Consider the following 21,865-nt stretch of genomic DNA (forward strand, 5'->3'; position numbering starts at 1 on the left):
TGTTTATGCCTTTTGCCTTGCGTTAAGCACCATTTTACACTGCATTTAGCACCATTTCACCTTGCATTTAGCACCATTCTACCTTGCATTTAGCACCAAAACGCACTGCATTTAGCACCAAAATGCACTCTATTTTGCACCAAAACGCACTTCGTTTTGCTGCAAATAGCCCCAAAATGGGTGTTAGCGACGGTCTGCTTAAATAAATATTCATTATTCCGCATTCACAAACTACCCCCTTTTTGCACCATAACAAACCGTCGTGAGAATCGATTTTTTGCGGCAAGGTTGGCAGTTGATGGGCAGAAAGGGCACTCAGAATGTTAAAATTATTACTAAAAACTAGACAAAAGAAATTATGCCCTATGCACACGCGTGGGCAAATTTCACGGGCAGCACGTACGCTTGCAAACGCCAGCACGAGTGGTTGCAGGGCAGGATTTTGCATTTAGAAAAGCCGCAGAACACCCCATTGCACACTTTCTTACCCCTATTTTGCAGGCATTACGCGCTTTTGTTGTAACTTTGTACACCATAATAACATATAACATTCAAGTATGCCCAACAAAGTAACAGTTAGCGACGCCGCTTTAAGACAAGCAGCGGAAGAGGGAATGGACGCCTTTGTAGACATCTTTGTAGATGCCATCAATGCCTCTGTGGGCGGAAAGCTAACCGCCGACACCATGTCACAACTCAACGCCAGCCAAATAACACTCTTGGCTTATCGCATTCTGCGCGACGAGGTGATGGACGGCGGTTTCATCCAACTGATACACAACGGTTATGGCGGCTTTATCTTCCTCAATCCCTTTGCCATGATGGTCAAGCAATGGGGCATCACAGAATTGGGGCGACTCATCAGCAAGGTACACTCCAACTACAAGAAGTATCATGAGGAGATAGAGAAAGACTGTACCGACGAAGAGTTCATGTCGCTTTTCGAGCGGTTCCCTATTTTCGACGACTTCGACGACACTTTCGTTGAACACGAGGAGGAGTGGACGGCTGCCATAGCACAGTATATAGACGGGCATATAGAAGAGTTTGCAGAAATTGTGAACTAGAACGGCTGTTGCATGGAGCAAACCTGCTAACAAGCCACATTTAGAAAGAAAGGACAAACAATGGGCAAAGAAACAGATTCGATAAGAAAAAAAGCGCCGTACAGATAAGAAACAAGAAGGCATCGTTTGAATACTTCTTCGTTGAAACATTTATGGCTGGCATCGTTCTTACAGGAACGGAAATAAAGTCTATCCGTATGGGCAAGGCCTCGCTGGTAGACAGCTTTTGCTACATCAACAATGGTGAAATGTGGGTAAAGGGCATGAACATTTCGCCCTATTTCTACGGCTCGTATGCCAACCACGAGGCCAAACGCGACCGCAAGCTGTTGCTCACCAAACGCGAGATACGCAAACTTCAAGAGGCAACCAAGCAAGTGGGCTTTACCATCGTGCCGACACTCGTGTTTATCGACCCACATGGACGGGCAAAGGTTGACATCGCACTGGTGCGTGGTAAGAAAGAGTTCGACAAGCGGCAAACACTTAAAGAGAAAGAAGACCGCCGACAAATGGACAGGGCGATAAAGCGGTATTAAGAAGGCTGGTTATAATAGTGCCACAGGCCGTTTTACAAAACCAATGCAGAGTTAGTACAACACGCCGATGGGCGTAAATGGGAAAGGAAAGGTCGACAAGATGAAAATTCAGGATATAATTAAACAGCGCATCATGATACTCGACGGTGCGCTGGGAACCATGATTCAAGACTACAACTTGGAGGAAAAAGACTTCAGAAATGCCGATTTGGCAGAACATGAAGGTCAGCTAAAAGGCAACAACGACGTGCTGAACATCACTCGTCCCGACCTCATTCTCGACATTCACCGCAGGTATTTGGCCGCAGGTGCCGACCTCATTGAGACTAATACTTTTTCTTCGCAAGTCGTATCGCAAGCCGATTACCAACTCGAACACCTATCGCGCCCGATGGCCTTGGCTGGTGCAAGACTGGCACGAAAGGCCGCCGACGAATTTAGCACACCCCAATGGCCGCGCTTTGTGTGTGGTTCGGTTGGTCCTACGAACAAAACCTGCTCGATGAGTCCCGACGTTAGCGATGCCGCCGCACGCGACATTACCTACGACCAACTATTTGATGCCTATCGCGAACAAGTGGGCGCGCTGATAGAAGGCGGTGTAGATGCCATCTTGATAGAAACCATTTTCGACACGCTTAACGCCAAAGCCGCCATCGACGCTACCATAACCGAGATGCAGGCACAAGGCATTGAACTACCCATTATGCTGAGCATGACGGTGAGCGACTTGGCAGGACGAACCCTTAGCGGACAAACCATTGAGGGATTTCTTGCCAGCATCAGTTCGTATCCTATCTTCTCGGTTGGGCTTAACTGCTCTTTCGGTGCCGACCAAATGAAACCGTTCCTCAAAGAATTGGCCAGCAAAGCCCCCTATTACATTTCGGCCTACCCCAATGCAGGACTGCCCAACACGATGGGACAATACGATGAGACCGCAGAAAGCATGTCGCCGCAGATAGCCCAATTTATAAACGAAGGCTTAGTGAACATCATAGGCGGCTGTTGTGGCACCGACGACAAGTTTATTGCCAGCTATGCGGCTTTGGCCAAAGGGAAAACGCCACACGCCGTGGTGAACAAACCCGCCACGCTTTGGCTCTCTGGCCTAGAAATGCTAAACGTTACGCCCGAAGTTAACTTCGTTAATGTGGGTGAACGATGCAACGTGGCAGGTAGCAAAAAGTTTCTTCGACTTATCAAGGAAGGACAATACGACGAGGCCATAAGCATTGCACGCAAACAGGTAACCGATGGCGCATTGGTGCTAGACATCAACATGGACGACGGTTTGCTTGATGCGGAAAAAGAAATGACCACGTTTCTCAACATGATTGCGGCTGAACCCGACATCGCACGCGTGCCCATCATGATCGACTCTTCTAAATGGGAGGTCATCATGGCAGGCCTTAAATGTGTGCAAGGCAAATGTATCGTCAACTCCATTTCGCTGAAAGAGGGCGAAGAACAGTTTATTGAACACGCACGAGCCTTAAAGCGCTTTGGCGCAGCATGCGTGGTGATGTGTTTCGACGAGCAAGGACAAGCCACAACCTTTGAACGGAGAATAGAAATTGCGCAGCGCGCATACCGCATTCTTACGCAAGAAGTGGGCATGAACCCACTAGACATCATCTTCGACCCGAATATTTTGGCCATCGCAACGGGCATTGAAGAACACGACAACTATGCATACGAGTTCATTCGCTCGATAGCGTGGATACGTAAGAACCTGCCTGGCACGCATATCAGCGGCGGCGTGAGCAACCTTTCGTTTTCGTTTAGGGGCAACAACTATATTCGCGAGGCCATGCACGCCGTTTTTTTGTACCACGCCATCAACGAAGGCATGGACTTTGGCATCGTAAACCCATCGTCGAAAGTTACTTACAGCGACATCCCCACAGACGAACTGGAAATTATCGAAGATGCTATCCTCAACCGAAAGCCCAATGCGGCCGAGGCCTTGATTGAGTTGGCCAACAAGAAAAAGGATGAGGAAGAACAGCGGAAGGCAGGTTTGGCAAGCGGCGACAGCAATACACAAAGGCAAGAAGAGGAGCAATGGCGAAGTTTGGAACTGGACGAACGTCTGAAATACGCCCTTCGCAAAGGCATTGGTGACCATCTGGATGAAGACTTGCACTTGGCTTTGGAGCATTATCCGCATGCCGTAGACATCATTGAAGGCCCTTTGATGGCAGGCATGAACGAGGTTGGCGAACTTTTCGGGGCAGGCAAGATGTTTCTTCCACAAGTTGTAAAGACGGCACGAACGATGAAACAGGCCGTGGCCATTCTGCAACCTTACATCGAGAAAGAAAAGAAAGTGGGAGCAACGAAAGCCGGTAAAGTTATCCTGGCTACGGTGAAAGGCGATGTGCACGACATTGGCAAGAACATCGTGGCGGTGGTGATGGCTTGCAACAACTACGAGGTGATAGACCTTGGCGTGATGGTTCCTGCCGAACAAATAATTAAGAAGGCCATTGAAGAGAAGGCGGACATTATTGGCTTGAGTGGACTTATCACACCTTCGCTAGAAGAAATGATTAACGTGGCACAAGAGATGGAGAAGGCTGGTTTGGACATCCCCATCATGATTGGGGGTGCTACCACTAGCCAACTGCATGTTGCTTTGAAGATTGCACCCGTGTATGGAGGACCTGTGGTTTGGATGAAAGATGCTAGTCAAAACTCGTTGGCTGCCGCCAGACTGCTGAACAAGAGCGAAGAAACAGCCTATGTTAATGAACTGAACGACAAATACGAGAGTTTAAGGGCTGGCTATCAAGACAAGCAACAAAAGCTGTTGCCCATAGAAGAGGCGCGTAAAAATCGGCTTAGGCTGTTTGATGATTAAGTTGTAGCGTGACATTAACATTATAATATACGACAACCAATGAAAAAGAAAATGCTTTTCTTTGCGCTCCTTTTGTTCAACATGGCCGGTTTGGGACATGCCCAAAAGGCTGTGCATAAAGATTATTACCGCTCGGCTATAAAGGCTATAAAAAACAACAATCTGGCTGAATTGGCAGCCAATATGAAGTATATAAACAATGTAGATTCCTTTATTCCCTTGGATTCTTACCACTCCTATTCGCTGTTAGGATATGCCTGCCTATATAAAAACAAGTCTGCCATACAGAAATTGATTGCCATGAAAACGAACATAGACGAGGCTTTTGCCGACGAGATATTTATATATGATGCACTTTACATGGCTATTAACAATGAAGATGAAGACTTGGTGAAACAACTACTGACTATGGGAGCAGACCCAAACAGGCCTTATAACGAGAATGGACTGTGCCCTTTGGCGGCAAGTTGCAATGTGAACAACGTAGCAATAGCCTCGCTGCTATTAAAACACGGCGCAAAAGCCGATGGATTGGGCAACTTAGGTGGCGACTATATCGAATGTCCGCTAATCAAAGCCGTCATAAAAGGAAATAAAGATATGGTTCTGTTGCTGTTAAAACATGGAGCAAAGAAAGGAATAAAGGACGAAGAGGGGCGAACTGCGCTCTATTATGCAAAACAGCTGAAGCACACCCCAATCATACGAATACTAGAGAAAGCACCAGGTAACTAAAGTTTCCCACTTGTGATTTTCCGCCCTATTTCCACTTATATGCTCATTTCAACATACCGCAAACGGGACATTTCACATCGTGGCAATGTATGTTAACGACTGCGTGGCAATCTGGTTCCGCAGTCGCGGAAGACAGAAGGCCGACAAGAGACATCATCTTTTCGGCATCCGCATGGCCAGCTCCGAGTCTCTCCATCGTTTCGCAAACGTCGATGACGAGATTGTTCCACAAGGGCAATCAGGAGATTCTCTATTAGCACTATGTTTGCAGACTAGAAACACAAATGAGGCTGACACAAAACAATCAGCAATGCGAAAAAATGTCAGTTAAGGCATGCCAAGATGTCAATCAACGATTTTGGCACGCTTTTCGTATAGCATAGGTCGAACGCCTAATCATAAGGCATTCCTTGAAAAGAGATTTAATTTAAAACTTAAATACAATGAACATTCAACCATTAGCAGACAGAGTATTAGTTTTACCCGCCCCCGCCGAGGAGAAAGTGGGCGGCATCATTATCCCCGACACGGCTAAGGAAAAGCCACTGAACGGAACCATCGTTGCAGTGGGTGAAGGCACGAAAGACGAGAAAATGATTTTGAAAGAGGGCGACAACGTGCTGTATGGCAAGTATGCCGGCACCGAACTAGAATACGAAGGCAAAAAATACTTGATGATGCGCCAAAGCGATGTGCTGGCCATTGTAAAGTAATAAGGCCGTTGTTTACCCATGCGATATTTGGGGCTATGGTGTGCAATGTACACTATTCTACCCCAACACAGAAACAGTAGGCTGGGTTCTACTCCTTATTATTATATATAACAATTCAATAGTAAAAACAAGATGGCAAAAGAAATTAAATTCGATATAGAAGCACGCGACTTGCTTAAAAATGGTGTAGACAAACTGGCAAATGCCGTTAAAGTTACACTTGGCCCAAAAGGTCGCAACGTGGTGATTGAAAAGAAATTCGGTGCACCACAAATTACCAAAGACGGAGTTACTGTTGCAAAAGAAGTTGAGTTGGAAGACCACTTCGAAAACACGGGTGCACAACTCGTAAAGAGCGTTGCCTCGAAAACAGGCGACGATGCAGGCGACGGCACAACCACTGCTACCATACTTACACAAGCCATTGTTAACGAGGGCTTGAAGAACGTAACGGCTGGCGCAAACCCTATGGATTTGAAACGGGGTATCGACAAGGCTGTGAAAGTTGTTGTAGATTATATCCGCGAATCTGCCGAACAAGTAGATGATAACTACGACAAAATTGAACAAGTGGCCTCGGTAAGTGCCAACAACGACCCCGAAATAGGAAAACTTCTTGCTGATGCCATGCGTAAGGTTAGCAAAGACGGCGTTATCACCATCGAAGAAAGCAAGAGCCGCGAAACAAGCATCGGCATTGTAGAGGGTATGCAGTTTGATAGAGGTTACCTCTCTGGCTACTTTGTTACCGACACCGACAAGATGGAGGCTGTAATGGAAAATCCCTATATCCTTATATACGACAAGAAGATTAGCAACTTGAAAGACTTCCTCCCCATCTTGCAGCCTGCTGCCGAAAGTGGCCGTCCGTTGCTCGTTATTGCAGAAGACGTAGACTCGGAAGCACTTACAACGCTTGTGGTTAACCGTCTGCGTGGCGGCTTGAAGATTTGTGCTGTTAAGGCTCCTGGCTTTGGCGACCGTCGTAAAGCGATGCTCGAAGACATCGCCGTGCTGACGGGCGGATTGGTTATCAGCGAAGAAAAGGGCTTGAAGTTGGAGCAAGCTACCCTCGAAATGATGGGAACCTGCGACAAGGTGGTTGTTTCAAAAGACAATACGACGATTGTTAACGGTGCTGGCGAAAAGCAAAACATCGCCGACCGCGTGGCTCAGATTAAGAACGAGATAGCCAATACCACCAGTTCTTACGACAAGGAGAAACTGCAAGAGCGTTTGGCCAAACTTTCGGGCGGTGTTGCCGTGCTCTATGTAGGTGCCAACAGCGAGGTAGAAATGAAGGAAAAGAAAGACCGCGTTGACGATGCATTGTGTGCAACTCGCGCTGCACTTGAAGAAGGTGTGGTTGCAGGCGGTAGCACAACCTACATCCGCGCCCTCGATGCCTTGAAAGGACTTAAAGGCGACAATGCTGACGAACAGACTGGTATCAACATTGTTGAACGTGCTATTGAAGAGCCGCTTCGTCAAATCGTAATCAATGCAGGCGGTGAAGGTGCAGTAGTGGTGCAAAAGGTTCGCGAAGGCAAAGGCGACTATGGCTACAACGCCCGTACCGATGCCTTTGAAGACATGCGTAAGGCTGGAATTATCGACCCTGCAAAGGTTGCACGCGTGGCATTAGAGAATGCAGCCTCTATCGCAGGCATGTTCCTTACCACCGAATGCCTCATCGTAGAGAAACCATCAGACGCTCCTGCGATGCCTATGGGAAACCCTGGGATGGGCGGAATGATGTAAGATAGTTACAAAAAGGCTCAAAAAAGTGCCAAAACGGCTAAAAATAAGGGCGTTTATCTTCGGATAGGCGTCCTTTTAGCTTTTCTTTGCATACTGATTTGAGTTTTTTAAATAAAAATCTTTTGTAGTTTAATGAGAGTTGACTAATTTTGCAAATGTAAAGAAGATACAATGGAGCAATCCATTCAAAGATATTTTTTTGATTTGTTTTAGTAGATTAGTTTTTAAGTAGTTTGTTTTGGAAATCGGTTGTCGGGAGACATCCGATTTTTTTATTGCATATTTTTCGGGCTTTTGGCCATTACACCATAACTTTTTGTTACCTTTGTGTTCATGAAAATAAGAATAAACTGGAAACGCATCCTTGTTCTACTCCTTGTATCGGCAGGCTTGGTCTACATCACCAAGTCGTTCCTCATGTCTGCTGGCATATTTTTGCTGCTCTTTGCAGCCGACAGCTTATTGGCTAGATACGACGAAGACTGGAGAAGACGCAAACAAAGGGAAGAACACGAATAAGAAGATTAAGCAAACGAAGGCGCACAAAATGGAAAAACTAGCTGAACTATATAAGCGATGGAAAGGTACGGCTCCAGCCATGATGGCTCAATTGCCCGAAGCGGGGAGCAACCGAAAGTATTACCGACTAACGGGTGAAGACGGAGAAAGCGTTATTGGCGTGGTGGGAAACAGCAGGGACGAAAACCACACCTTTATCTATCTTACACGCCACTTTACGGAAAGGCGATTGCCCGTGCCTCGCATTCTAGCCGTAGACGAAGACGAATTGCGTTACCTGCAAACCGACTTGGGTAGCACTTCTCTATTTGACGTTTTGCGCGGCGGGCGCGAATCGGGAGGAAGGTACAACATGCACGAGAAACAATTGCTTACTGCCGTTATACGCGAACTGCCCAACATACAGATAAGAGGTGCGCGCGGATTGGATTGGCAAGTGTGTTATCCACAGCCGGAGTTTGATGTCGATAGTGTGCTTTTCGACCTTAACTACTTTAAATATTGCTTTCTTAAAGCCACAGAACTTGAATTTCATGAGCTAAAATTAGAGGCTAACTTCCGCCTTTTTGCTAAGGATTTGACGTCGGAAAAGAGCGAAAGCTTTCTTTATCGCGACTTCCAAGCGCGCAATGTGATGCTCGACAGTAATGGAAAGCCCTACTTCATCGACTACCAAGGCGGCCGAAAGGGTCCGTTTTACTACGATTTGGCCTCGTTCCTATGGCAGGCGGCAGCCAAATATCCCTTTAAACTGCGCCGCGAACTAGTTTACGAATACTACAACTCGCTGAAAAACTACACCGAAGTGCCATCGGTAAGGCATTTCGTTGAACGTCTCAGTCTTTTCGTCCTGTTCAGAACATTACAAGTATTGGGTGCTTATGGGTTCAGGGGCTACTTCGAACACAAGAAACATTTCATCAATAGCATTCCGCCAGCCATTGATAACTTGCGCGAGTTGCTTAAATTAAAGAAATTCTTCCCCTACCCTTACATGATGGATATGCTGAGGCGACTGACCGAGTTGCCGCAATTCGCCCACATCGAAGAACCTGCACTGAGTCGTGCCGACGGCTTTAAGACAACTTCCCACACCGTATATAAGGCGCACCCACAAGATGGACCCGCCACGTTCTCCAAGTACGACGGCAAAGGGCCGCTAGTGGTTAACGTTTACAGTTTTTCTTATCGCAAGGGCATTCCCGAAGATACGTCGGGCAATGGCGGCGGATACGTATTCGATTGTCGTTCTACGCACAACCCCGGACGTTACGAACCTTATAAGCAATTAACGGGACTTGACGAGCCTGTTATCCGTTTTTTGGAAGACGATGGTGAGATACTAAACTTCCTTGATGGCGTTTATGCCTTGGCCGATCACCACGTGCGCCGTTACATTCAGCGCGGTTTCACCAGCCTGATGTTTTGCTTTGGCTGCACGGGCGGTCAGCATCGCAGCGTTTATTCGGCACAGCATTTGGCCGAACATCTGCATAATAAGTTTGGCATTGAGGTGCACATCACCCATCGCGAGCAGAACATCAGTTCGGTTTTGCAGGCAAAACGCTAACGAGAGAACATCGTTGGCAGTCAGCCAAAAGGCGCGACGAAACCTTTGCCGAGTGAAAAAATATGGTTAAATTTGCAACACAATAAAATACAAACAGCACGAGCATGATGCAAGCAATGATTTTTGCGGCAGGTTTGGGAACAAGACTTAAACCGCTTACCGACACCATACCCAAGGCTTTGGTTGAGGTTGGCGGAGAAACCTTACTGCAACGCACCATCGAAAGGCTGAAAGCTTGCGGTGTAAAAAGCATGGTGATTAATGTTCACCACTTTGCGCAAGCCATCATAGACTATCTTCAAGCCAACAATAACTTCGGCGTGGAGATTGCCGTAAGCGACGAATCACAACACTTACTCGATACGGGAGGCGGACTGAAAAAGGCAGCCCAGCTCTTTTCGCCCACAGCAAACATCCTCATTCACAACGTAGACATCATTAGCAATGTAAACTTACAAGCGTTTTATGCCCACCAAGCACAGAGCGATGCCTTGCTACTTGTAAGCCAACGCGAAACAAAACGCTACCTACTTTTCAATGACGACATGCGGCTTGTTGGCTGGACGAACGTGGAAACGGGAGAAGTACGCTCGCCCTACCCCACACTCAACCCACAGACATGTAAGAAACTGGCCTTCGCCGGAATCCATTCGTTTTCGCCAAAGCTTTTCGAAAAGATGGAGAAATACCCTGCTAGGTTCGGCATTATCGACTTTTATCTCGACCAATGTGCCCAAAACGACATCCGCGGATACGAACAACAGGGGCTGCAACTGCTCGATGTGGGCAAGCTTAACACGCTAGAACGTCTGCCAAAGCCCAAGGCAGGCAGTCTTGCCATCAGCGATGCAGACATCTTACAACATTTATATGCGCAATAAACAATAAGGTTCTTCGCCCCGTCTACAAGCGATTGGAAACGAACGAAGAACCGAATTTCATACTCAACGACAACATGCAACAAAAGATTATCATCTTGGATTTCGGGTCGCAGACCACACAACTCATTGGTCGCCGTGTGCGCGAGCTCGACACTTTCTGCGAGATTTTACCCTATAACAAGTTTCCCAAAGACGACCCCTCCGTCATTGGCGTCATCCTTAGTGGCTCGCCCTACTCCGTTCACGATAAGGAGGCGTTTAAAGTAGACTTAAACGACTTTATCGGAAAATATCCCGTGTTGGGCATTTGCTATGGCGCGCAGTTCATCTCGCATGCTAATGGCGGAAAGGTAGAGCAGACGGGAACCCGCGAATACGGCCGTGCCCACCTGCAAGATATATGCTTAGACAACCCCTTGTTCGCAGGCTTCGAGCATAATTCGCAGGTATGGATGAGCCACGGCGACACCATTACGGCCATTCCAGAAGGCTATCGTGTCATCGCCTCCACCAACGATGTTAAGTTTGCGGCCTATGCAAGCGAGCAAAATCCCGTTTGGGCGGTTCAGTTCCACCCCGAAGTGTTCCACTCCACCCAAGGAACAACACTCCTTAAAAACTTTGTTGTGAACATCTGCGGAAGTAAACAACAATGGAGTGCGGCATCGTTTGTGGAGAGTACAGTTAACGAATTGAAAGCGCAATTGGGCGACGACCGAGTTATTTTGGGACTTAGCGGGGGCGTTGATTCCAGCGTTTGCGCCGCATTGCTCAACCGAGCCATCGGCGATAAGCTCACCTGCATCTTCGTAGATCATGGCATGTTGCGCAAAAACGAGTTCCAAAAGGTGATGGAAGCCTACAAGGGACTAGGCTTGAATGTTGTTGGCGTTGACGCCAGCGATAAGTTTTTTGCCGACTTAAAGGGCGTTAGCGACCCCGAAGAAAAGCGAAAGATTATCGGTCGCGATTTTGTTGAGGTGTTCAATGCCGAGGCTAAGAAGATTACCGACGCCAAATGGTTGGCCCAAGGCACCATCTATCCCGACCGAATTGAAAGCCTTAGCATCACGGGCATGGTTATCAAGAGCCACCACAACGTGGGCGGACTGCCCAAGGAAATGCACTTGCAACTGTGCGAACCCCTGCAATGGCTGTTCAAAGACGAGGTTAGGCGCGTTGGTTTGGAAATGGGAATGCCCCAACGACTTATCAAACGCCATCCTTTCCCCGGTCCAGGGCTTGCCGTCCGCATTCTTGGCGACATCACACGCGAAAAGGTGCGCATACTACAAGAGGCCGACGACATCTACAGTGAGAACATGCACAACTATATTTGCGAAGACGGCGAAGAACTATACGACAAGATTTGGCAGGCCGGAACTGTTCTGCTTTCTTCGGTTCGCAGTGTAGGCGTAATGGGCGACGAACGCACTTACGAACACCCTGTGGCCTTACGTGCCGTGACAAGTACCGACGCAATGACCGCCGACTGGGCTCACCTACCCTACGACTTCATGGCTAAGGTGTCTAATGAGATTATAAATAAGGTGAAAGGCGTAAACCGCGTATGTTACGACATATCGTCGAAACCGCCTTCGACTATCGAATGGGAATAAAAATGTGGGCATTAGCCTAACCTTTTGCATACCCCAATAGAAAAGTCGTTTTGCCTTTTAATACTTTTCTTTAAATTGAGAGGAGTGTTTTATCTTTGTGTGTTAAAACCAAGATAAACACTCCTCTCCATGTATGCAGCACAGAACAAAGATACGATAAAACCAGAGAGTTAACCCCATTTGTCCGTGGCAAAAGGCGATTATGTATCAAAAAATACCCTGGCAGAAGTTATTCAATCTCTTTTCCATAAGCCGAAACTGTCTGCCAACGGCGGATTGCTTCTGCATTTCCATAATTCTGTCGCCGTGAGTCGTGGGCTGCATGCCTTGCAACCGCTCGCGCAGATGACAGTAAGCGCACGTGCTTTTCGTACCGTTTGCCCACGTGCGTGTTTGCGACACAGTTGTTCTTTTGTATAGTTTTCGACAAGAATTTTAACATTATGAGTGCGTTTGCCGTCCGCCAATCGTCCACTTGCCGCAAAAAATCGATTCTCGCGAGGGTTGTTTTTGATGCAAAAGCGGTTAGTTGTGAATGCAGCCAAAATGAATTTTTATTTAAAATAACCGCCATCTACCCCATTTGGAGAGCCATTTGTTGCTAAATGAAGTGCAATATGGGCAATTGGCCACTGCTTATAATAAAACATCCCACCAAGCAAATGGCGGGATGTTCGTAATCATTGTTAAGGGCAATGTGTTAGCCCAGATATTTCATTAAAATCTTTGCGTTGCCGCTGTCGCGCAGTTTGGCAATGCTCTTTTCACGTATTTGTCTCACGCGTTCGCGTGTAAGTCCTAGTTGGTCGCCAATCTCTTCAAGTCCTTTTTCGTGGCAGCCAATACCGAAACACTCTCGGATAATGGTTATTTCCCTATCTTTAAGCACCTTTGCCAAAACGCTATTCAGTTCAAGTGCCATCGACTCGTGGTCGGCTTGCTTGTCTGTTCGGCTATCGTCGCCAGAAGCCATCACGTCGAGCATGCAATTGTCCTCTCCATCTTGGAAAGGCGCATCAATACTCACGTGGTGTCCGTCTGCCATCAGGCTCTGTCCGATTTTCTCCTCGTCGATGTTTGTTGCATCCGACAATTCCGAAACGGAAGGATGACGTTGGTTCTCTTGTTCAAACTTATTTATCTCGTGATTGATTTTGTTGAGCGAACCAACTTGGTTGAGGGGTAACCTCACAATACGACTTTGTTCAGCAATGGCTTGAAGGATGCTTTGGCGTATCCACCAAACGGCGTACGAGATGAACTTGAAACCACGTGTCTCGTCGAACTTCTGTGCAGCCTTAATTAAGCCAATGTTACCCTCGTCTATCAAGTCGGTGAGCGTCAACCCCTGATGCTGATACTGTTTCGCAACAGACACAACAAAGCGTAGATTGGCCGTAACCAGCTTGTCTTTTGCCTTCTCGCCCTCTGGGCCACCCTTCCTTATCTTCTGGGCAAGCTCTATCTCCTCGTCAATTGAAATCAATGGAGCCCTTCCTATTTCAACAAGGTATTTGTCAAGTGCCTCACTAGAACGATTGGTAATGCTTTTTTGAATTTTTAATTGCCTCATTTTTTAACCTCACATCAATTTTAAATGTCCGTTAACTTGTTTTTAAAACATGCCGTAAAACCTTGCAAAGTTAATGAAAAAAAACTAGATATGCAAGTTTTTGCCAATGTATTACTACCAAGAAGTGTGCCAAGCCGTACATCTTGCAAAAAGAAATGTCGAAATGTTTTTGTAGGCTTAAAAAAAAACGCTAACTTTGCCTGCGGTGAAAGCTTGGAAAATAAGCACACAACACTTAATGGACGATAAAAACGATTTGTCATTATATGGTCTTCACCGATAAAACGATGAATAACAGGCAAGAAACGTTATGCCTTGTTTCAAACAATTAACAATCAGCACAATACAAGGGAGCGTGCAGGCACAATAACCGCTCATCTACAAGCGTATGCCGCAAAACAAAACAAAGAATAGCCTGTTTTGCCTGCCGCCAAGCCCTGCAAGGATATAAATATAACGATTTTATGAGCACGAACAATTTTAATCATCTCGTCATCATGGCAGGTGGAGTTGGCAGTAGGTTTTGGCCAATGAGCACCGAAGAGAAACCCAAGCAATTTATCGACGTGCTTGGCACGGGGCGTTCGTTGTTGCAACTCACGCTCGATAGGTTCGAAACAGTATGCCCTCCGTCGAACGTATGGATTGTAACCAACAAGAAATACCAAAGCGTGGTGGCCGAGCAGCTGCCAGAAATCGACCCAAGCCACATCTTACTCGAACCATGCAGGCGCAACACAGCCCCCTGCATCGCATACGTCAGTTGGCGAATAAAAAAAGAATGCCCTGGAGCTAATGTCATCGTCACCCCTAGCGACCATGTGGTAACCGACGTACAGGAGTTTAGACGCGTGGTTAATTCATGCCTTAAATTCACAAGCGAAACAGATGCCATACTCACATTAGGTATGAAACCCACACGTCCCGAAACGGGATACGGATACATTCAGGCCGACCTAAGCGTCAATTCGGCCCGCAATACCGAGGTGTTCAGAGTCGATTCGTTCCGCGAAAAACCCGACCTGCCCACGGCAACAGAATATATCAGCAAAAACAACTACTTCTGGAATGCAGGCATTTTCATTTGGAGTGTTCACACCATTGTTAACGCTTTCAGGGTTTACCAGCCTGCAATGAGCAAGCTTTTCGAAGGATTGATGCCCTATTATGGAACCCCTGAAGAGCAAGCGAAGATTGACGAGACGTACCCTCAGTGCGAAAACATCTCGGTAGACTATGCCATCATGGAGAAAGCAGAAGAGATTTTCGTTTGTCCTGCCGAGTTCGGATGGAGCGATTTGGGCACTTGGGGCAGTCTTTGGGAACAGTCTAAACGCGACCTTTACGGTAATGCCTGCATCGGAAACAACATTAAGCTCTTCGATTCGCACAATTGCATCGTGCACACTACCCAAGAGCAACGTGTGGTGATACAAGGGCTTGACGATTGCATCGTGGCCGAACAAGATGGCATTTTGCTTATTTGCAAGCGAAGTGAAGAACAACGTATAAAACAATTCAGCGAATAACAAACATAATTAACATGGAAAGAAAAGTTGCGCTCATCACAGGCATCACCGGTCAAGACGGCAGTTACCTGGCTGAGCTCTTAACTGAGAAAGGCTACGACGTACATGGATTGCTCAGGCGTTCGTCGTCGTTCAACACGGGGAGGATAGAACATCTCTACCTAGACGAATGGGTTAGGGACATGAAAAAGCAGCGCCCCGTCAACTTGCACTGGGCCGACATGACCGATTCGTCGTCGCTTATCCGCATCATCGGCGAAGTTCGCCCCACCGAAATATACAACTTGGCTGCACAAAGCCACGTGAAAGTGTCGTTCGAAGTACCCGAATACACCGCCGATGTTGACGCAACGGGCGTGTTGCGACTGCTTGAGGCTGTGCGTATCTGCGGACTAGAAAAGCAATGCCGCATCTACCAGGCCTCCACTTCCGAACTTTATGGCAAGGTGCAAGAGGTTCCACAGAAAGAAACCACACCCTTCTACCCACGTTCGCCCTATTCGGTGGCCAAACTATACGGCTATTGGATTGTGAAAAACTATCGCGAAAGCTACGACATGTATTGCTGCAACGGCATCTTGTTCAACCACGAGAGCGAACGAAGGGGCGAAACCTTCGTTACGCGTAAGATAACGCTCGCCGCATGCCGCATCAAACAGGGATTTCAAGACAAGCTTTATTTGGGTAACCTCGATGCCAAGCGCGATTGGGGATATGCCAAAGACTATGTGGAATGTATGTGGATGATGCTGCAACAAGAGCAACCCGAAGACTTTGTCATCGCTACGGGCGAAATGCACACCGTTCGCGAGTTCTGCGAGCTTGCCTTTAAAGAGGCAGGGATTAATATCCGCTGGGAAGGCCAAGGTGTAAACGAGAAAGGTATCGACGTTCAAACCAATCGCGTGCTCATCGAGGTAGATCCCAAATATTTCCGCCCATGCGAGGTTGACCAACTTCTTGGCGATCCCACAAAAGCAAAGACGAAGTTGGGATGGAGTCCTACCAAAACGTCTTTCAAGCAATTGATTAAAAAGATGGTGGAACACGACATGCTGTTCGTTAAAAAACTATATATCAAGGCGCAGATGCCCGAATAGGCCTAACAGCCCCATTTAACCAGCAAAATGCTACATAAAGATACGAAAATATATGTGGCCGGACACCGAGGACTTGTTGGGTCGGCCATTTGGAAGAACCTCCGAACAAGGGGGTATCACAACCTTGTGGGGCGCACACACAGCGAACTAGACCTCACCAACCAAGCGCAAGTGCGCGCCTTCTTCGACGAAGAACAGCCAGAGGCCGTGGTATTGGCCGCTGCACATGTGGGAGGCATCATGGCCAACTCGCTATATCGGGCCGACTTCATCATGCTGAACATGCAGATGCAATGCAACGTAATTAGCGAATCATTTCGCCACAACGTTAAAAAGCTACTCTTTTTGGGTTCAACATGTATATATCCTAAGAACGCAACCCAGCCAATAAAGGAGGATGAGCTGCTTACTTCGCCCTTGGAATACACCAACGAGGAGTATGCACTAGCCAAAATATCCGGCCTAAAAATGTGCGAGAGCTACAATTTGCAGTATGGTACGAACTATATTGCCGTGATGCCTACCAACCTATATGGGCCAAACGACAATTTTCACTTGGAAAACAGCCACGTTATGCCTGCCATGATGCGAAAGATTTACCTGGCCAAGCTTATCCACGAAAGCAATTGGCAGGCTATTCGCACCGACTTAAACAAACGCCCAGTGGAAGGTGTTGACGGAACTGCCCAAAAACAACGCATTTTAGAAGTGCTCTCTAAATATGGTATTGCCGACAATGCGGTACAACTGTGGGGTACGGGCAAACCACTTCGCGAATTTTTGTGGAGCGAAGACATGGCCGACGCCAGCGTACACGTACTGCTTAACGTGGATTTCAGCGACATCATCGGCATTGAGAAATACTCTTCGGTGTTCTATGGGGCTGAAACCAACAGCCAAAACGACCGAAACTCGAACGCTGGACGTGGTGGTGCCATTCCCGCATTGGGCGAAATAAGGAACTGCCACATCAATGTTGGTACGGGAAAGGAGATTACAATCAAACAATTGGCGCAACTTATAGCGCAGGTTGTCGACTTTAAGGGCGACATTCAGTTCGATTCCACCAAACCAGATGGCACTCCACGCAAACTCACTGATGTTACAAAGCTGAACAATCTTGGCTGGAAACACAAGGTTGAGATTGCCGATGGTGTTTCAAAACTCTTCGCTTGGTATCAAAACGACCTGAAAGCATAGCGACAGACATCCCCTACGTTCAGTTGCGCAGAAATGATGTTTTCTTAGACCTCAACTTGTAGACATTTGAATGAATGTTGCATTTTAGCATTACAACAAACGGGTTACAATTGGACAACTCTCCCAATTGTAACCCGTTTTTTATCCCTAACACGGTTATCAAGACATTTATTAATCTCTTTCAAACGCACCCTCTCCGTTAAGCCCCAATCAGTCTTTAGGGCATGTTCTGGTTTTGTTCGCTTGCCGGCATGTTGTCTGTCTTATCCTTGAAGGCGTAGTGTTCTACATCGAGCGAATAAGGTAGGCAAGATGCCGGCAAGCAAACGAATGATGAACACGAAACGGTGGAAACAACCTAAAATAATTGATAAGCGGTGTGACTACCGATTGGGGTTAAAACTTTCTTCGTCAAGAACTGCTGAATTCAATCCGTGTTCCAACCGAAGACCACTTACACGGAAGAACTTTTAGGGTGGATGATGGTCTGAAAGGGGCTTACCTTTCGAAAACAAAATCCGCAATGCCTATTCAAGAGCATTGCGGATAGAGCAATCGAGCCGATTTGAAGTTTGCAGTCAGCGAGATAAAAAATAACATAAGCAATATGGCTAAACGAAATCATCCCGCACGGAGAGACATACGCCCCAACCGTACGGGATGATAAAATGGTTTTACTTCTTAATGCTGTAATTACTTAACCAGCTTCAAGGTGTAGTCGTTGCCACTGGCAGCCTCTTCCAATTGGTCGTTAACAACGCTCAAAGTAGCGTCGTCTTTAACGAGCAGATAAAGAGCGTTATCCTTGTCCATAGGTAACTTGTAAGCCGTTACAGCCTTACCCTTAACGTCTTTCTTAATCATTTCAACGTTGCCGGTGTAGGTCTTCACGTCGTCTTTGCCGTCCTTAGCCTGCAAGTAAACCTCTTCCATCGTGAAGGTCTTTGCAGAGTCGCCAGACAAAGTTACAGTATACTTGATACCAGGACCGTCTGCTGCGGGGATAGTTCCGCTATAAGTCATGCCTGTTGCAGCATTTGTTGTGTCAACAGCCATAACCGAGTCCTTAGGATTTTCTGCCTTAGCGTTCTTGCCCGTTTGGTTACAAGAAGCGATAACTGCGCAAGCAGCTACCATCATAAATAACTTTTTCATGTTTCTCTTTTTATGTTTTAATTAAATCGGATGCAAACTTAGAACAAAAAACGCATAAAACAATGATTTGTATTCATAAAAGAGTTTAAAATGATGGATAAAAGTTGTTTTATGAGTAACTTTGTGCTTAACAACATAAACCAAATCATAAAGACAACACAATGAGCAAAGTAATCATAACCAACGTTACCGACCCAGTTTGCCCTTGGTGCTGGGGCGAAGAACCCTTTTTCAGAAAGTTAGAGACCCATTTCCCAAACCTTATAACTTGGCGAAACGTTATGGGCGGCCTTGTTGAGGATATGAATAAGAACAAACCGGCCGACATGGACGTCCGCTCCTATTATAATAAGGAAAACAAAGACTTCATAGCCCATTGCCTGGAAACGGCCGATAAACACCACATGCCCATCAAAGCGGAAGGATTCAACCTCTTTTCTGAAACAGAAAACTCATCTTTCCCCCTTTGCATCGCCTTTAAAGCGGCGCAAATGGCCGACACGAAAAAGGCCGTTCTCTTTCTGTATAACTTGCGCGCGGCAGTTATGGCCGAGGCCAGACAAGCTATATCCGAAGCCGAACTTATTGCCATTGCCGACGAAAGTGGCATCGACATCGCCGCTTTTCTCGACCCATTGAACGATGGTTCGGCCGAAAAAGCTTTTTGGCAAGACGTTGAAGAGGCCAAAGCCCTCAAAGTTGAGGTGTTTCCCACCTTTGTTTTCGAGTACGAAGGCAAAAAGATGGCTCTTAAAAGTTTCCGTGATTACAACACGATGGCTGCCATGATAAAGGCTGTTAGTGGTGGAAAGCTATTGCCACAAGCCGTTAGTTTCTCGCCAGAGACTTTGTTCGTACTAATGGAAACGCATCCCCGACTAGCTGCCGAAGAGGTGAAAGAGGCTTTCGACTTTGCCGACTTGCAAACTATGGAGGATGCCATTGCTCCACTTTTGGCCACTGGAGAACTGATAAAACAACCTGCCGACAACAGCTATTTCGTGAGAAAGCCTGCCAAAGGCATGGCATGCGACCTAACAACAGGTATCTGTAAATAACATCATACGCCGAGGAACGTATCCTTGTTTGCAGGAGATAAGAGAACAGGGGGGGAGTATTGCATAGGTAATACATCCCCTCTTCCTTGCTGCGAACAAGCTCTCACCCAACTCCACTCCTACAACTAGGAGTAGAAACGACAAACCGCATATCCGCTATTAACTGCTTAGATAAAACTCCGAACCTCCCCAAACTCACAAGCACCATCAACCCACAAACTAACCAACTCCATTAACTCACAACTCACAAACTCATCAACCCACAAACTAACCAACTCCATTAACTCACAACACGTCAACTCACAAACTCATTAACCCACAAACTAACCAACTCCATTAAATCACAAACTCATCAACTCATCAATTCATCAACCCATCGACTCACAAACTCACAAACTCACAAACTCACAAACGCATCAACTCAAAATCTTAAAATATTATCTTTTATTTTACAACGCCGCTCTTTTTTTCGCTCTGTTCTAGCGAAAATATAGGCCATAAAGCAGGTAAATTACCTCTTTTTCTAACCTTTCACGCTATTCGTTTTGTCCATTTTTAAGAATACAACCTGCATTTTGCACCATTTAGCCTTTCTAGTTTGGTTGACTGCCCGTAATTCTTCAAGCCCAATTATCCGCTTTTAGTCCCTAAAATCTCACTTTTTAACGAAAACTTCGTCCTTTCGGGACACATTTCAATATCTAAAAAAGGGTTTGTTTATACCATTGCGGCGTATATTTATGCTTTTTGCCTTACATTTTGTACTGCGTTTAGCACCTTTTTACCTTGCATTTTGCACCAAAACGCACTGCATTTTGCACCAAAACACACTGCATTTTGCACCAAAACGCACTGCGTTTTGCACCATATTGCACTACATTTAGCACCAAATAGCCCCAAAATGGGTGCAAATGGCGGTTCTTTATAATAAATATTCATCTTGCCAGCATTTATAACTACCCCCCTTTTGCACCTAAACCAACCTTCGCGAGAATCGATTTTTTGCGGCAAGGTGAGCGATTGGTGAACAGAAAGGGCACTCATAATGTTAAATTTAGCACCGAATAGTTTACAAATGTTCGAGGATTGAGTTGCCTTTTAAACAAGACAAGGTTGGAATGGACATCGTTCCCACCAACTAACACCGTAGCAGTTGTTACACAGTAAGCGGCAAAGGGAGTGGTCTAGGCAATTGCAGGAATGACTCCTACCAAAAGACCTGTGAAAATGAAAGCACTAATCTCAAAACCATGTTGGCCTAGGCACCCCATCACTTACAGAACGGCGGTTATGGTGGGCTGCAACAACTAGCATAAACCTCATGAAGATTGTGGTTAAGCGTTAAATAAAACTAACAATCAGGGTGTTTAGAAACAAGGTTCGTTCTTTTGTCGTATTTTTGCAAGGTGAATAGTTGTGCGCCGTAAACAAGGGTGCACATACTTGGTTGCCGGTAGGCACAATCAATGGTTTTGCACATGAACAAAAACAAACACATCAGACGTTTTCTTGCATGGATGTTCATCGTAACATTCATGTCGGTGTTTGTTATCAAAGACTTTCATGCACACGAAGACCATTCTTCCAAGGTGCATCTCGCATGCGACGGCACGACAAAAGCCCTAAAATCATCGTGTTTCATCTGCGACTTTGTCATGCACAACGCTGGCGCGCCCATACTACAGGTCTATCGGCCAGCAGTGTTTGCCACTATCCTCACACCTTACATTTTCACCCAACAAGTTGTTTACCGCCATGTTGAAGCGGTAAATAGCCACTCGCCGCCTACACGCGCTTAACTTTTCCAGCCATTACACCCCCATTGCATCCATATCAGTGGGACAAGTGCGCCTTTTCGGATAGGTATAATGGGCTGCATTTACATTTTAATCACAGGCGGCCGAACAAGGTTCGGCCGACTCCTCCAATCAGTAATTGTACACTGTTTGCTTGACGTGCCGAAACGATAAATCGCAATGC

18 protein-coding genes are annotated in these 21,865 nt (G+C 46.5%); 15 read left to right on the forward strand and 3 right to left on the reverse strand.

Annotated elements, in window-relative coordinates; genetic code table 11:
• The first annotated feature begins 557 nt into the window (after positions 1 to 557).
• The 10 genes from BN93_RS08200 to guaA all read left to right on the forward strand — a co-directional run bounded on the left by BN93_RS08200 (position 558) and on the right by guaA (position 12,270).
• Positions 558 to 1,067 (forward strand): DMP19 family protein, encoded by a 510-nt coding sequence (locus tag BN93_RS08200; RefSeq protein ID WP_019187862.1) that lies wholly within the window; start codon positions 558 to 560, stop codon positions 1,065 to 1,067.
• Between the two features lie 104 nt (positions 1,068 to 1,171).
• A complete protein-coding gene (gene smpB / locus BN93_RS08205; protein WP_044260212.1) occupies positions 1,172 to 1,606 on the forward strand; it encodes an SsrA-binding protein SmpB in 435 nt (144 codons plus the stop codon).
• 100 nt (positions 1,607 to 1,706) lie between these two features.
• Entirely contained in the window at positions 1,707 to 4,472 is a 2,766-nt protein-coding gene (metH, locus tag BN93_RS08210; protein WP_084768752.1) for a methionine synthase, read from the forward strand.
• 39 nt (positions 4,473 to 4,511) lie between these two features.
• Positions 4,512 to 5,207: an ankyrin repeat domain-containing protein gene (locus BN93_RS08215; protein WP_019187865.1), complete on the forward strand. Its 696-nt coding sequence runs from the start codon at positions 4,512 to 4,514 to the stop codon at positions 5,205 to 5,207.
• A 443-nt stretch (positions 5,208 to 5,650) separates the two neighbouring features.
• Positions 5,651 to 5,920 (forward strand): co-chaperone GroES, encoded by a 270-nt coding sequence (locus tag BN93_RS08220; RefSeq protein WP_009235450.1) that lies wholly within the window; start codon positions 5,651 to 5,653, stop codon positions 5,918 to 5,920.
• Between the two features lie 132 nt (positions 5,921 to 6,052).
• Entirely contained in the window at positions 6,053 to 7,681 is a 1,629-nt protein-coding gene (groL, locus tag BN93_RS08225; RefSeq protein ID WP_019187866.1) for a chaperonin GroEL, read from the forward strand.
• Positions 7,682 to 8,014: 333 nt separating this feature from the next.
• Complete coding sequence (locus tag BN93_RS08230; protein WP_019187867.1) at positions 8,015 to 8,200, forward strand: hypothetical protein; 186 nt, start codon at positions 8,015 to 8,017, stop codon at positions 8,198 to 8,200.
• A 28-nt stretch (positions 8,201 to 8,228) separates the two neighbouring features.
• Complete coding sequence (locus BN93_RS08235) at positions 8,229 to 9,770, forward strand: RapZ C-terminal domain-containing protein (protein WP_019187868.1); 1,542 nt, start codon at positions 8,229 to 8,231, stop codon at positions 9,768 to 9,770.
• Between the two features lie 104 nt (positions 9,771 to 9,874).
• The gene (locus BN93_RS08240) at positions 9,875 to 10,651 is read left to right on the forward strand and encodes a sugar phosphate nucleotidyltransferase (RefSeq protein WP_019187869.1); all 777 of its coding nucleotides are present in this window, start codon (positions 9,875 to 9,877) and stop codon (positions 10,649 to 10,651) included.
• 74 nt (positions 10,652 to 10,725) lie between these two features.
• Entirely contained in the window at positions 10,726 to 12,270 is a 1,545-nt protein-coding gene (guaA, locus tag BN93_RS08245) for a glutamine-hydrolyzing GMP synthase (protein ID WP_044260275.1), read from the forward strand.
• Positions 12,271 to 12,970: 700 nt separating this feature from the next.
• Here guaA and BN93_RS08255 read toward each other — a convergent pair.
• Complete coding sequence (locus tag BN93_RS08255; protein ID WP_009229544.1) at positions 12,971 to 13,843, reverse strand: sigma-70 family RNA polymerase sigma factor; 873 nt, start codon at positions 13,841 to 13,843, stop codon at positions 12,971 to 12,973.
• Positions 13,844 to 14,307: 464 nt separating this feature from the next.
• On the opposite strand from BN93_RS08255, the gene BN93_RS08260 reads away from it, so the two are divergent.
• Genes BN93_RS08260 through BN93_RS08270 form a run of 3 tightly spaced genes read left to right on the forward strand, consistent with a single transcriptional unit; the run spans position 14,308 to position 17,672 of the window.
• Positions 14,308 to 15,372, forward strand: coding sequence for a mannose-1-phosphate guanylyltransferase (locus tag BN93_RS08260; RefSeq protein WP_044260214.1), 1,065 nt, complete (start codon positions 14,308 to 14,310; stop codon positions 15,370 to 15,372).
• Between the two features lie 14 nt (positions 15,373 to 15,386).
• Complete coding sequence (gmd, locus tag BN93_RS08265; protein ID WP_019187873.1) at positions 15,387 to 16,472, forward strand: GDP-mannose 4,6-dehydratase; 1,086 nt, start codon at positions 15,387 to 15,389, stop codon at positions 16,470 to 16,472.
• A gap of 27 nt (positions 16,473 to 16,499) precedes the next feature.
• On the forward strand, positions 16,500 to 17,672 hold the full coding sequence (locus BN93_RS08270; protein WP_019187874.1) for a GDP-L-fucose synthase family protein: 1,173 nt from the start codon (positions 16,500 to 16,502) through the stop codon (positions 17,670 to 17,672).
• 693 nt (positions 17,673 to 18,365) lie between these two features.
• Here the strand turns inward: BN93_RS08270 and BN93_RS08275 are convergent.
• Positions 18,366 to 18,827 carry a copper resistance protein NlpE N-terminal domain-containing protein gene (locus BN93_RS08275; RefSeq protein ID WP_009229540.1) on the reverse strand — a complete coding sequence of 154 codons (462 nt, stop codon included), beginning with the start codon at positions 18,825 to 18,827 and terminating at the stop codon, positions 18,366 to 18,368.
• Positions 18,828 to 18,988: 161 nt separating this feature from the next.
• On the opposite strand from BN93_RS08275, the gene BN93_RS08280 reads away from it, so the two are divergent.
• Complete coding sequence (locus BN93_RS08280; RefSeq protein ID WP_019187875.1) at positions 18,989 to 19,885, forward strand: DsbA family protein; 897 nt, start codon at positions 18,989 to 18,991, stop codon at positions 19,883 to 19,885.
• Between the two features lie 738 nt (positions 19,886 to 20,623).
• On the opposite strand, the gene BN93_RS08285 is transcribed toward BN93_RS08280, so the two are convergent.
• Positions 20,624 to 20,929, reverse strand: coding sequence for a hypothetical protein (locus BN93_RS08285; protein WP_019187876.1), 306 nt, complete (start codon positions 20,927 to 20,929; stop codon positions 20,624 to 20,626).
• A gap of 434 nt (positions 20,930 to 21,363) precedes the next feature.
• Between BN93_RS08285 and BN93_RS08290 the strand changes: the two genes are divergently transcribed.
• Positions 21,364 to 21,684, forward strand: a complete 321-nt coding sequence (locus BN93_RS08290; RefSeq protein ID WP_019187877.1) for a hypothetical protein — start codon at positions 21,364 to 21,366, stop codon at positions 21,682 to 21,684.
• Positions 21,685 to 21,865: the final 181 nt, after the last annotated feature.

Origin of the sequence: Prevotella conceptionensis 9403948 (assembly GCF_000312305.1) — a bacterium.
GTDB lineage: Bacteria > Bacteroidota > Bacteroidia > Bacteroidales > Bacteroidaceae > Prevotella > Prevotella conceptionensis.